12 protein-coding genes are annotated in these 13,201 nt (G+C 48.1%); 10 read left to right on the top strand and 2 right to left on the bottom strand.

Annotation, left to right across the window (positions count from 1 at the left end):
* Nucleotide 1 precedes the first annotated feature (1 nt).
* Nucleotides 2-1,174: an AGE family epimerase/isomerase gene (locus MHI38_RS14785; protein ID WP_341181356.1), complete on the bottom strand. Its 1,173-nt coding sequence runs from the start codon at nucleotides 1,172-1,174 to the stop codon at nucleotides 2-4.
* A 233-nt stretch (nucleotides 1,175-1,407) separates the two neighbouring features.
* On the opposite strand from MHI38_RS14785, the gene MHI38_RS14780 reads away from it, so the two are divergent.
* The 9 genes from MHI38_RS14780 to nikE all read left to right on the top strand — a co-directional run bounded on the left by MHI38_RS14780 (nucleotide 1,408) and on the right by nikE (nucleotide 11,275).
* The gene (locus MHI38_RS14780; RefSeq protein WP_341181355.1) at nucleotides 1,408-2,718 is read left to right on the top strand and encodes an ABC transporter substrate-binding protein; all 1,311 of its coding nucleotides are present in this window, start codon (nucleotides 1,408-1,410) and stop codon (nucleotides 2,716-2,718) included.
* A 240-nt stretch (nucleotides 2,719-2,958) separates the two neighbouring features.
* Nucleotides 2,959-3,846: a carbohydrate ABC transporter permease gene (locus tag MHI38_RS14775; protein ID WP_154890059.1), complete on the top strand. Its 888-nt coding sequence runs from the start codon at nucleotides 2,959-2,961 to the stop codon at nucleotides 3,844-3,846.
* Nucleotides 3,843-4,682: a carbohydrate ABC transporter permease gene (locus MHI38_RS14770; RefSeq protein WP_090921587.1), complete on the top strand. Its 840-nt coding sequence runs from the start codon at nucleotides 3,843-3,845 to the stop codon at nucleotides 4,680-4,682. Before MHI38_RS14775 ends, MHI38_RS14770 begins: the two co-directional genes overlap by 4 nt.
* 50 nt (nucleotides 4,683-4,732) lie before the next feature.
* Nucleotides 4,733-5,770, top strand: coding sequence for a glycoside hydrolase family 130 protein (locus tag MHI38_RS14765; protein ID WP_090921591.1), 1,038 nt, complete (start codon nucleotides 4,733-4,735; stop codon nucleotides 5,768-5,770).
* 277 nt (nucleotides 5,771-6,047) lie between these two features.
* Nucleotides 6,048-7,688, top strand: coding sequence for a nickel ABC transporter substrate-binding protein (gene nikA / locus MHI38_RS14760; RefSeq protein ID WP_221786707.1), 1,641 nt, complete (start codon nucleotides 6,048-6,050; stop codon nucleotides 7,686-7,688).
* 94 nt (nucleotides 7,689-7,782) lie between these two features.
* On the top strand, nucleotides 7,783-8,727 hold the full coding sequence (gene nikB / locus MHI38_RS14755) for a nickel ABC transporter permease subunit NikB (RefSeq protein WP_090921753.1): 945 nt from the start codon (nucleotides 7,783-7,785) through the stop codon (nucleotides 8,725-8,727).
* Nucleotides 8,727-9,554, top strand: coding sequence for a nickel ABC transporter permease subunit NikC (gene nikC, locus MHI38_RS14750; RefSeq protein ID WP_373323237.1), 828 nt, complete (start codon nucleotides 8,727-8,729; stop codon nucleotides 9,552-9,554). Before nikB ends, nikC begins: the two co-directional genes overlap by 1 nt.
* 36 nt (nucleotides 9,555-9,590) lie before the next feature.
* Nucleotides 9,591-10,397, top strand: a complete 807-nt coding sequence (nikD, locus tag MHI38_RS14745; protein WP_221786704.1) for a nickel import ATP-binding protein NikD — start codon at nucleotides 9,591-9,593, stop codon at nucleotides 10,395-10,397.
* Between the two features lie 77 nt (nucleotides 10,398-10,474).
* Nucleotides 10,475-11,275 carry a nickel import ATP-binding protein NikE gene (gene nikE, locus MHI38_RS14740; RefSeq protein ID WP_221786702.1) on the top strand — a complete coding sequence of 267 codons (801 nt, stop codon included), beginning with the start codon at nucleotides 10,475-10,477 and terminating at the stop codon, nucleotides 11,273-11,275.
* 120 nt (nucleotides 11,276-11,395) lie between these two features.
* Here the strand turns inward: nikE and MHI38_RS14735 are convergent, their stop codons facing one another.
* Nucleotides 11,396-11,839, bottom strand: coding sequence for a hypothetical protein (locus MHI38_RS14735; protein ID WP_260510670.1), 444 nt, complete (start codon nucleotides 11,837-11,839; stop codon nucleotides 11,396-11,398).
* A 247-nt stretch (nucleotides 11,840-12,086) separates the two neighbouring features.
* On the opposite strand from MHI38_RS14735, the gene MHI38_RS14730 reads away from it, so the two are divergent.
* The gene (locus MHI38_RS14730) at nucleotides 12,087-13,160 is read left to right on the top strand and encodes a phosphotransferase (protein ID WP_154890072.1); all 1,074 of its coding nucleotides are present in this window, start codon (nucleotides 12,087-12,089) and stop codon (nucleotides 13,158-13,160) included.
* Nucleotides 13,161-13,201 lie beyond the last annotated feature (41 nt).

Raw genomic sequence — 13,201 nt, 5'->3', positions numbered from 1 at the left:
CTTATCCCATCCTCTCCATGAGTTCAATGCAAAATCGGCTGTTATGATACGGACATTTCCACGGGCCGGCCATTTCATGATGATCAGGTGTGCCATTTTCGTCCACAGCCCAGTACCACTCACCGCCTGGCCGGGAATCCACGATGTGATCCTGCGTATAATTCCACAACTGTTCGACCCTTTCCAGAAATTTAGAATCCCCGGTGCGCTGATAGGCGTTATAGAAACCAACCATCGCTTCCGCCTGAACCCACCAGATACGAGTGGTATCTACATGCTTGCCTTCCTGTTCGTTCATGAGTGAACCATCCGCTTGTACGGCCACGCTCAGGATGTTGTAGGCGATATCCGTGACCATGACGGCATACTGCGGATGATCTTCAAGTCCCAGCACCTTGAGTGCTTCGTCAATCAGCCAGCTTGCTTCGATGTCATGTCCGAACGAGCGCAGATCAATGATGGATTCCCACTTTTTGTTGAAAAAAACCCCGAGGAACCTGGTGTTCTTGTCATATACCCGTTCATACAGAATTCCGAGCAGTCGCTCAAGGGATGCTTTTACTTGTGGGTCCGGCCACACCCTGTATAGGGTGGTATAGGCTTCCAGCACATGAATGTGCGTATTCATCGTGTAATCCGCAATGACCCCGTTTTCACTCAACATTTCATTCGGCTGTTCATTCCAACATCGGTCAAATTGCTCTTTGTAAGCAGATGATTCTGTGTTGAAGCCTTTGCTCTCTATCAGCGCAAAAAGCGTTTTCGCAAGTGTTAGTGCAGAAGCATCATCTGTTGCTCGGTAGTATTCGCTGAGCGCATATATGCCAAAGGACTGAGTATACACATGCTTGCTCGTATCCAGCGTTTCACCAGTGGCATCGACCATCCAGTACATCCCTCCGTGCTCTCTGTCTATCAGGTGTCCAGTGAGAAAACGATAGGCGTGTTCAGCGTGCTCCCGCCAGATATCCTCACCGGTTACCCGGTAGGCTGCGGAAAAAGACCAAAGCTGCCGTGCTGTAGCGATTCCGCCTTTGGGTGCCTGATGATTGATCTGCAGATCGTTGCCAACCCAGCCGTAGAATCCACCATGATCTTCATCTTTTAAGTTAGACCAGAACGGCATAATCTTCGTCTTCCAATGCTCCGCAATTTCTGTTTGAAGCTGATTCATCTTATGAGTCATCCAGAGCGCTCCTTCATCCGTGCAAAATCATGTTTAATTAAATTAAGTTATCGGTAACTTTATGAAATAATATTAGTTCTACGAAATTACCTTGTCAACGAATTGTATATTTTATTTTGCCGGTAAAGTAATAAATAATTGAATTGACAGGTAAGCGTTACCATAATAGAATCTAATTTGTAACCTTAACGATAACTTAATTAAGGAAGGGGTCGGAACAAATGAGGAAAAATAAAGGCTGGGTATTGCTGCTCACGATGCTACTTATCACTTCGCTGCTTGCAGCGTGTTCAACAGGAGGGGGTACGCAGGCAGGAGAAGAGATCAGCACAGATCCGGCAGATATCAAGGGCGAAATTACCGTGTTGACACAACGCACTGATATTGTTGATACCGTATTTAAGGACTATGCGGCCGAGTTCAACAAGGAGTATCCGGATGTGAAAGTGAATTTCCAGGCTTTGGCTGATTATGAAGGGCAAGTGAAAATTCGGATGAGCACCAAAGACTACGGCGACGTACTTATGATTCCGACAAGTGTTCCAATCGCCGATATCCCGGACTTTTTCGAGCCACTTGGCACGTACGATGAACTGAAAGACAAATACACTGCCATTGAAGAGCGAATGGTGGATGGTCAGGTATACGGCATTCCAACCGTCATCACGTTCTCAGGCATTATTTATAACAAACAGGTCTTCAAAGACGCAGGCATCACTGAGCTTCCGAAGACACCGGAGCAATTCCAGGCATCACTTCAGAAGGTGAAAGACAATACGAATGCGATCCCGCTCTATACGAACTATGCATCCGGCTGGGCACTTACTCAATGGGAGGCCGACCTGCCAACGGTTGCAGGAAGTGTAGACTATGTTAACGTGGATCAACCGAATACGGATGAGAACTTTGTGCCAGGGAAGCCGCACTACGAGCTGTACAAAGTACTCTATGATGCAGCCAAGAACGGTCTGATCGAGAAGGATCCGACAACTACAGACTGGGAGAGTTCCAAGGCAGATCTGGCTAATGGCAAAATTGCAACGATGGCTCTCGGATCATGGGCGATTACACAGATTCAAGGCATGACAGATAAACCAGAAAATATTGGTTTCTTACCCTTCCCGACTAATGCTAGCGATGTAATCGTACCGCTGTCCGCGGATTACAACATCGGCATGAATGTGAACAGCGAGAACAAACCTGCGGCAAAAGCATGGATCGACTGGTTCCTGGCAAAATCCAACTATGCGGTTGAGCAAGGTGGAGGCATGAGTGCAGACAAGAGCGCAGAGCTTCCGCCGATTCTGGATCAGTATAAAGATGTAAAATTCTCTACTTTAACTCCGGCTAAAGAGGGGCAAGAGGGATTGATGGACAAAATCGATAACGAAGGCGAGATTGGCCTCTGGCAGCCTGACTTCAAGAAACGAATTATTGAAGCAGCTATCGGTAACCGAAGCGAATCGTATGATGACATCATGAAAGACCTGAATGATAAATGGGTAAAAGCCCGCGCAGAGGTTACGAAATAATAGGAAAAACGAGCGTTCATACAGCAGATGTGAGCAGATGAAGCAGATGTAATACGGGTGCCGGTAGTTGTCGGATTTTTGGGCCAGGTTCGCACGGGAGTTAAACCATCAAATGAATTGATTGTGGTGAAGACTTGTTAAACATGTGTATTTACTTGGCCCACCCTGCGGTTACATCCGCGGAGCGATACGGAGCGTGTATGAACCAAGGCGGCTGAACCGCTGGGAGGTGTGGGGAGCATGAAATACTGGAGAATTTCAAACTGGAGTTACTCAGCACAACGCATATTTATTATCTGTGCCTTCTCGATTATTCCGCTGGCACTGTTATTTACGTTTGCTTATTTGCCTGTCATTAACATGTTCAAATACAGCTTTACCGATTGGAATGGATACAGCAAAAGGTTCGACTATGTTGGATTTGATAATTACACACGGATTTTTAGCGATCCGGAATACTTTAAAGTGTTTATCGTCAGTTTGTATTATTTTGTGGCAACCTTTGTACAGATGGGTCTGGCCCTCTATTTTGCTACGATCCTCAGCTTCAAAATCCGGGGCAAAAATTTCTTTAAAGGCATTCTGTTCTTCCCTTACTTGCTGAATGGCGTGGCTATCGGTTTTATCTTCCTCTTTTTCTTCAAGCCGGACGGTACGCTTGATACGCTGATGCAGGCGATCGGACTGGGACAGTACACCCAGCTCTGGCTGGGTAACCCGAATATTATTAACGTATCCCTCGCGGGTGCATCGGTCTGGAGATATATGGGCTTTAACTTCATCATCTTCCTGGGTGCGATTTCTTCGATTCCGAAGGATGTGTATGAGGCTTCCGATATTGACGGTGCGAACCGCTGGCAACAATTTCGCCATATCATTTTGCCGAGTATTACCCGCATTCTGCAACTTAATCTGATCTTGGCCATAAGCGGCGCCATCAGTGCGTTCGATATTCCATATATTATGACCGACGGTTCCAACGGAAGTATGACCTTTGTTATTCAGACCGTTCACTTGGCATTTAAATACGGCAAATTGGGACTCGCATCAGCGATGGCTGTCGTGCTGCTTCTGATCGTAATTCTTGTAACGCTTGTGCAGCGTGTCAGCATGAAAGGAGAGGAATGAACGTGAACCAATTCAAATATACCATCGCCAGCATAATCAAATACGTTTCTCTGATTCTGGCGGCGTTCATTGCACTTTTGCCTATCGTAGTGATCCTGTTTGCGTCCCTGAAGACCAATGCCGAGTATGCCAATAGCAGTCCACTAGCCCCGCCCGCCAACTGGCTTAACTTTGCGAATTATGCCAAGGCATTTGTGGATGGCAACATGCTTGTCGGTTTCAAAAATACAATCATTATTCTAATCATATCCATCGTGGGTGCAACGTTGACAGGTTCCATGATTGCCTATGTACTGGACCGCTTCAAGTTCAAAGGCAAAAAAATTATGGTTGCCGCTTTCCTGCTGGCTACCCTGATTCCGAGCGTAACGACACAAGTTGCCACCTTCCAGATTATTAACGCCCTCGACCTGTTCAACACACGGTGGGCAGCTATCGTCATGTATCTGGGAACCGATATTATCGCGGTGTACATTTTCCTGCAATTTCTCGGTTCGATCTCCAGCGCGCTGGATGAATCGGCTATGCTGGACGGTGCTTCATACTTCACGATCTATTGGAGAATTATATTGCCTTTGTTGAAACCGGCGATTGTCACGGTCATTATCGTCAAAGGTGTCAACATTTACAACGATTTCTACACGCCATTCCTGTACATGCCAAAAACCGATCTACAGGTAATATCCACCGCCCTGTTCAAGTTCAAGGGCCCCTTCGGATCACAATGGGAGGTCATCAGTGCCGGGATTATGATTGCCATTATTCCAACGATGATTATTTTCCTGTTGCTTCAGAAATACATCTACAACGGTTTTGCGCAAGGTTCCGTGAAATGATTGCGTGAAACCATTCCTTGAAATCATTCAATTAGAAGGAGAAATGAGATATGACAGTCACTGAAACGAAAAAGGTACACATGGTTGGGGATGCTTTGCCAAATATGCCTTGGGAGGATAAGCCGGAAGGAACGGAAGGCCCGGTGTGGAGACACTCGGCTAATCCGGTGGTGCCACGTAATCCGGTGAAGGGAGTTGCCCGTATTTTTAACAGTGCAGTCGTTCCTTATGAGGGGAAATTCATCGGTGTATTCCGTGCCGAGACAGTCAATGGCCGTCCACACCTGCACATGGGTTCGAGTGAAGATGGGTTATCTTGGACGATAGAGGAGGAGCGCATCACTTTTGTAGACGAACAAGGCGAACCGTTTATGCCGAACTACGCATACGACCCGCGTCTGGTCAAAGTGGAAGATACCTATTACATCATCTGGTGTACCGATTTTTACGGTGCGGCCCTGGGTCTCGCCAAGACGGAGGACTTCAAAACGTTTGTCCGTCTTGAGAATCCGATGCTGCCATTCAATCGCAATGGTGTATTGTTTCCACGCAAAATCAACGATAACTACGTGATGTTATCCAGACCAAGTGACAGCGGACATACTCCGTTTGGAGACATCTTTCTGAGCGAAAGCCCGGATCTGGTGTACTGGGGAAAACATCGTCACGTCATGAGCAAAGGCGGTCAGGGCTGGTGGCAATCCGTAAAAATTGGAGGTGGCCCCGCTCCGATCGAGACGTCTGAAGGTTGGCTGATGTTCTACCACGGTGTAACCGGAACATGCAACGGTTTTGTGTACAGCATGGGTGCGGTGATTCTGGATCTGGATGAGCCGTCCAAAGTGAAGTATCGTTCCTCCAACTTCGTGCTGACGCCGGAGAAATGGTATGAGGAGCAGGGCTTCGTTGATAACGTTGTCTTCCCATGTGCAACCCTGCATGATGCCGATACTGGACGAATTGCCATCTATTACGGCGCAGCCGATACCTATGTCGGTGTGGCCTACACAACGGTCCAAGAGATCGTGGACTATGTCAAAGAAACGGATGAAGTGATCGCTGGCGACCGCGAGGAAGGCAAACTATAATGGGGTTTTGCGCATCCAGAAATGACTAAATAAATTGAGTATAGATATGAAATGAAAAGGAAATATGCAGAGAATATGCAGTAAATTTGCTGCTATTCACCAAAAAAGCCCCTCATCCTATAGGAAGGGCTTTTTTGGCTATTTAATGGGCATACATATTATGTCGATTTTTGTTGACAAAAGGGAGGCTACTTCATATTCTTAATGAATATGAGAATCATTATCACGATAATGATCAGGTGAAGAATGAGAGAAGAGAGAAAAGGGGTTTGTATCTATGTTAGGACAACAACACAAACGTTCTACTACCCTTATGATGGTGACAACACTGTTGTTGCTGTTATTTATCGTGGGTTGCAGTAATAAAGAGAGCAGTTCGGCGTCTTCTTCTGCTTCGGGAGATCAGGCGTCTTCGGCGAAGTCGATTACGATGTCTTGGCCACGGGATATCGGTACAATGAATCCACATACGTACAATCCGTCCCAATTGTTTGCCCAATCCATGATCTATGAATCACTGGTGAGTTACCAGAAGGATGGTAAACTGGAACCGGCACTTGCTGAGTCATGGACCATCTCTGATGATGGCAAAGTATATACTTTCAAGTTGCGCCAAGGGGTGAATTTCTCCGATGGCACGCCTTTTAATGCTGAAATTGTGAAGAAGAATTTTGACTCCATCATGAAAAATAAAAAAACACATAGCTGGCTTGGCATCGTCAGTGTGCTGGACAAGACAGAGGTCGTGGATGACCATACGTTCCGTATGACTCTGACCGAGCCGTATTATCCTGTACTTCAGGATCTGTCCGTTGTTCGTCCGTTCCGCTTCCTGGGTGCGGCTGGATTCCCGGATGATGGGGATACATCCAAAGGCATCAAAGAGCCGGTAGGTACAGGCCCATGGATGCTGGCTGAATATAAGCAGGATGAGTATGCGGTCTTCAAACGTAACCCGAATTACTGGGGTACTGCACCGGCGTTCGATCAGATTACGGTCAAAATCATTCCTGATGCAGAGACCCGTGTGCTTGCTTTTGAAAAGGGCGATCTGGATCTGATTTACGGTGAAGGCGTGATTAGTCTGGATGCATTCCAGCAGCTGCGTGAGAACGATAAGTATGTAAGCGAACTGTCTGACCCTGTAGGTACTCGTGACCTGTTGCTTAACTCTTCGAATCCGAAGTTGTCTGATGTGAGAGTGCGGAAGGCACTTCAACAGGGCTTTAACAAAAAAGCGATGGTGGAAGGTGTCACATCGGGTCTGGAAGAACCGGCTGATACCGCATTGTCCAAAAACTATCCATATACCAATGTGGATCTGAAACCGATTGAATATAACGTAGAGCAATCCAAAGCATTGCTGGATGAAGCAGGCTGGAAGTTGCCGGCAGGCGGAACCGTGCGTGAGAAGGATGGACAGAAGCTGGAATTCGAATTGATTTTTGATAAAACCGATCCGATTCAGAAAGCGATGGGTGAAACCATTCAGGCCGAATGGAGCGAGCTGGGGGTTAAAGTAAACCTTACCGGACTTGAACTGACGGTACAGATTAAACGTCTGAAAGCCAATGATTTCGATCTATACTTCTGGTACAATTACGGGGCACCATACGATCCGCATTCCTTCATTAACGTCGTAGCAAGCCCGGGATTCGGAATCTCCGAGACACTTACTGCTTTGCCGATGAAAAAGGAACTGGACGAGCAGGTGCATGCAGCACTGTCTTCTACAGATGAGAAGAAACGTCAGGAACTGTATACATCCATCCTGACGACTTTACAGGACCAATCGGCGATTGTGCCGATCTCTTATGTGAAGAAAACAGCCGTATATCAGAAGAAAATTGCTAAATTTGTCTTCCCGGCCAATCGGGATGAAAGTCCGTTTGTGGGGATGCAGTTAAGCAATCCATAATCATAGTTGATGAACGTCAAAAACGTAGCAATGAACACGTAACACATCAGGCAACAAGAGCATGTGTGGCATGGTAAAAGGGGAGGAAAGTTTGGTGATCGGCTATATAGGTAAACGAATGATCGCGATCATTCCTATCGTTTTTATCGCTACACTTGTCACTTTTGGGCTAATCCATATTTCACCGGTCGATCCAGCCGAAGCGTATCTGACAGCAGCACATATTTATCCAACACCAGAACTGTTGGCGGAGAAGCGACATGAATTCGGTCTGGATCGGCCTTTGCTCACTCAGTATGTGGATACGTTGAAGAGGATGGCCCAGCTGGATTTTGGTACCTCGTATCTCACGAACAAACCGGTGATCGATGAGGTCAAGGACAAGTTCCCAGCTACAGCAGAACTGGCCTTGTGGAGCATTCTATTCTCTGCACTGGTGAGTATACCTCTCGGAATTTTGGCGGCGGTATACAAAAATAGCTGGATTGATATGGTGAGCCGGGCGATCTCTTATTTTGGTGCTTCCATTCCGCAGTTCTGGCTTGGTTACTTGCTTATTTTCTTTTTTGCCGTGAAACTAGACTGGCTTCCGGTTGAAGGGCGCGGCTCTTGGGAGAACCTGGTGCTGCCTACGCTTACGCTCTCTATGGTGATGATTGCGTTATACACCCGTATGTTGCGTACCAGTGTACTCGAACAATTACAGGAAGCATATGTGCAATACGCCAGAACCCGCGGCATACGTGAACGTGTTATCATGCTGAAACATGTGCTCAAAATTGCCATTACCCCGTTTATTACAGGAATGGGCATGACCATGGGCAGGCTGTTAACAGGAACAATTATTGTAGAGCAGGTCTTCTCATGGCCGGGTTTCGGGCGTTACTTTGTCGAAGCCATCTTCAACCGAGATATTCCCGTGATCCAATGTTATGTCTTTATTTCGGCGTGTCTGTTCATCGTGTGTAATCTAATCGTTGATCTGGTGCAGCTGTATATGGACCCGCGGATTTCGGCGAAAGGACGGGCAGAGCATTGATGAACCGATGGCGAACGATATTTCGAGGAAAAAAAATAATTTGGATTTGCGCTACGATCATGCTGCTTTTCTTCATCCTGGCATTATTGGCTCCATGGATCGCACCGCATGATCCGGTCAAAGTGAATCTGTTACAGAAGTTAAAGGACCCTTCTGCCGAACACTGGCTCGGCACAGATCATCTGGGAAGGGACAATCTCTCCAGACTTCTCTATGGAGCGCGGGTTTCGATTGGATTTGCAACGATGATCTTCCTGTCGTCTTTGATTATCGGGCTTATTGTTGGATCGATCTCCGGTTATCTCGGTGGCTGGGTTGACAATGTGCTGATGCGTTTATGTGAAGGCATATTGGCATTTCCACAGCTGGTACTGGTGCTGGGCATCGTCGGGATCTTCGGTCCAGGTCTGATGCAGATTCTGCTGGCGCTCATGATGGTACAGTGGGTGCATTATGCGCGGATATGCCGAAACATGGTGGTTAGCTTGAAGGAACGGAACTTTATCGCAGCCGCTCGAATTAGTGGTTCCTCTACCTGGACGATCATCCGTAAACATATCATTCCGAATGTGCAACGTCCCATCGTGGTCATGGGCACACTGGAGATGGGCTGGGCGATTATGGATATCTCGGCACTGTCCTTCCTCGGACTTGGCATTCAGCCGCCTAATGCGGAGTGGGGAGCCATGATTCATGAAGGCACAGGGTATATTCGCAGTCATCCGGAGCTGATGATCTATCCGGGTGTGGCTATTCTGCTAGTGGTAATGACGTTTAATATTTTGGGAGAAGCCTTATCTGATCGTTACGGCATTTCCAAAAAGTAATGGTGAAAATAAACTGAACAAGGGGGGAATGTGACGATGGACAAGGCAGAGAATGTACTTGAAGTGCGTGATCTAGAGGTTAAGCTCAAGACAGCGAAGGGAGCCGTCCCGTTACTGGAACCTGTTCAGTTGAATTTGAAAAAGGGTCAGGTCTTCGGCCTTGTCGGTGAGAGTGGTTGCGGCAAAACGGTGACTTGTAATGCGCTACTGCGCTTGCTTCATCCCCGCAGAATGGAATCGTCAGGCAGTGTTCGTCTGAACGGACGGGAGCTTAGCAACTTATCTGAAGAAGAGATGCGGCGCATACGAGGGAGGGATATCGGATTTATTATGCAGAATCCGATGAATGCTTTTACCCCCGTATATACGATCGGCTCTCAATTCATTGAAACATTACGAACCCATACGAAGATGTCCAAAGCAGAGGCGCGGGAACAGGCCATTGCCGCGCTGGCTGATATGAAACTTCCAGACCCGGCAAAGTTGATGAAACGATATCCGTTCCAACTCAGCGGAGGTATGTTGCAGCGAGTGATGATTGCCGTTTCCATGTGTCTGCGGCCAGCTCTGGTGATTGCCGATGAGCCTACAACTGCGCTGGATGTCGTGAATCAGTTGAATGTGCTACGTGAATTGGATCGGCTTCGCAAGGAGCACGGTACATCCATTTTGCTCATCTCACATGATCTGGGTGTCATCTCACAGATGGCAGACGAAGTAGCAGTCATGCAGAAGGGGCGGATTATCGAACAGGCAGATGTATACCAATTGTTCGATCATCCACAGCATGAGTATACGCGGATGTTATTGAGTGCTCGGCCGAAACTGTCCATCGGTCGCTAAAGGTGAGAAGATGTGGAGTAGTGCGGAACTGTCTGGATACGTACTATTGAAACGAAGGAAGGGGGGCGGAGAACCGGATGTTACAAGTACATGAAGTAAGTCATCGCTATGGCAAACGGAGCTGGCTGGATCGTTCGGAATCACGCCCTTCTGTTCTAGAAGATGTTTCACTCACGATTGAAGAAGGGGTTTGCCTTGGATTGCTCGGAACGAGTGGTGCAGGTAAAAGCACCTTGGGCAAAGTTATTCTTGGGCTGGAGAGACCCAGCCAAGGTCAGGTGTTATTTCAAGGCCAGGATATCTATCGAGCGGATAAAACGGTGCTCAAAGGGCTACGTCGTGACTTGCAAGTCGTTTTCCAAGACTGTTACTCCGCCGTGAATCCGATGATGACGGCCGCGCAGATTATTGGAGAGCCGCTGGACAATTACGAGCGCCTGTCTGCCAAGGAACAACAGCGCACGATTGAACAGCTGCTCGTGCAGGTCGGACTTACACCGCAGGATGCGGGCAAGCTTCCGCATCAGTTCAGCGGAGGGCAATTGCAACGGGTCAATATCGCCAGAGCCATTGCCCTTAAGCCGAAGTTAATCGTGCTGGATGAATCGATCAGCAGTCTGGATATGGTGCATCAGACACAAATTCTGTCTTTACTGGCAGATCTGCGAGCAACGTATGGGCTGTCCTATCTGTTTATCACGCATGACATTCGCGCCGCATTGACGATCTGCGACAGCATCGCCGTGATGGATCAGGGAAGGCTGGTCTATACCGGGGATGCCACGGATTCCATCTTGGAGTCGGATCAGCCTGCTGTCCGGCAGTTGGTGTCGTCGATTTTGCCTGAGCATCCGTCAGGGAGAATTGTGTTTGAATAGGTGTGAGAAACCAAAACCAATTTGAGTTACCAAAAGAACCAAGTCGAATGATCGGCCTGGTTCTTTTTTGTATGCATTGGATTCGGCTGGCGCTCAGTATTTTATTCTCTGGAAACCGTTCTAACCCTTCACCGCAAACTGATAAGATGAGGCAATAACCTCAACATAACTGTCATATCCGGCGACAAGATAATGCTTCAGATCAAGCCGGTTTCGGGGATCAAATAGTGTTCTTTTCTCCTCTAGAATGGGTGAATCTACGACCTGATAAAAGCCGGGATCGGGATGATACCTGCTCGTCTCCCAGAAGGCGAGCACATCGTCTTGCTGGCTAATCCCTTCAACCTGACCTGCATGTAGCTCGAAGAAATTAACCGTGATGCAGCGCAGTTCAGCAACGGTGTCGAAAGTGAGTTCGATTTCTCGATAATGATCTAGAGGCACATCCCCACGCGTTTGCACATCTACACGTAAAGTGACACCTCCGGATTCGGTATAGATGGCCTTCAGATCGGTTGTGGAGATGCGAAAATCTACTTTTTCAGGTATCAGTACAATGCTCATGGTCGTTCCTCCTATGTAAATGTTCAAGTACCCTCACAATCTGTCGTTCCATTATATCATTGTCTACAGAGGGATCGGAAAGGAACGAATGGTACGGGGGGAATCGCAGTCATATTGCAACCGTGGGATGAATGCACTTGTGATACGTCTCTGCCTCAGTAAGCCCCCCCTTGCAGGCCGTTCATCTGCAACGTATGATGAATAGAAATCCTGTACGGAACGGCCAGACAGAAGGGAGGGTGAGTTTATGAAGAGCATGGAAAAAACAGAGGACGCAGAGAACTTCCAGGACATGAGGAGGCTGGAGAGCACTCGGGACATGCGGAAGATGAATCATATGGAGAATTTAGCGAATGACATGTTTCCAGAGCGCTGGGTGACATCCGAAGGAACAGTGGATGAAAAGCAGGTTAAAGCACGGCAGATTCTCTATAAGGGGATGAACGGCAGGTGTGTGGAACGATTTACTGTTCAATCTGGCCAGACTTATATTTTCAAACCGCTGACGAATCCTGCACAGCATGGACGGGAACGCTGGATGTACGAGCATGTGATGGCACAATTGCCACCCGTATATCCGCAGCTCATTGCGGCTTCGGACCAGGCGGCGGCTCCGGAGCAGAGCTGGATGATCTACGAGGACATGGGACAGCTGGAGCATCACTTGTGCGAATCGACGATATTGAATGCTGCCGCACATATGGCGGCTTGGCATGCACTTCCCGTTGCAACGTGGCAAGACCTGCCGCGAGTCGGGCATAAGCCGCCCATTTGGGATATGCTGCATGAACTGCTGCAGTACCCGTCAGCAACGGATAAACTGCTACGCGAACTGCATCTGACGTTGTCTGCAGCGGACTGGGACAGACTCACCATGTTGATCCTCACGGCAGAGGACGAGCTACCGCTGGTGCTGTGCCATGGTGATCTGCACCCCGGCAACGTAGCCGAGGTGGAGGGTAGATTGGTCATTCTCGACTGGGAGCATGCTCACCTGAATACGCCATTGTGGGACGTATATCATCTGCTGGACTTGTCGCATCCGCTCTTTCCACGTACGATGACGCCGGGGCTTCGGGCGCGTGTGATGAAGATGTATCTGGACAAGCTGAAGAGCCTTGGCGTGCAGGTTGAACCGGTTTCTTTTGCTAAGTGGTACGATGCTTATGCGATTGTATTCTCGCTCTGGATGTTACGTCTGATCGACGGCGATTTACGGAATCCGGACTGTGTGTGGCCGCAGGAACAGCTGCGCAATCAATGGCATGAGACGGCTACCACGCTGGAGCAATGCATGAATCATCTGAACGAGGTAAGATAAAAGATTAGACGGTTGAAGTGCAATATGGATATAAGGGGTGA

Source organism: Paenibacillus sp. FSL K6-1558, assembly GCF_038002565.1.
Classification (GTDB): Bacteria; Bacillota; Bacilli; order Paenibacillales; family Paenibacillaceae; genus Paenibacillus; species Paenibacillus polysaccharolyticus.
This window is presented reverse-complemented; position numbering and strand designations above follow the sequence as displayed.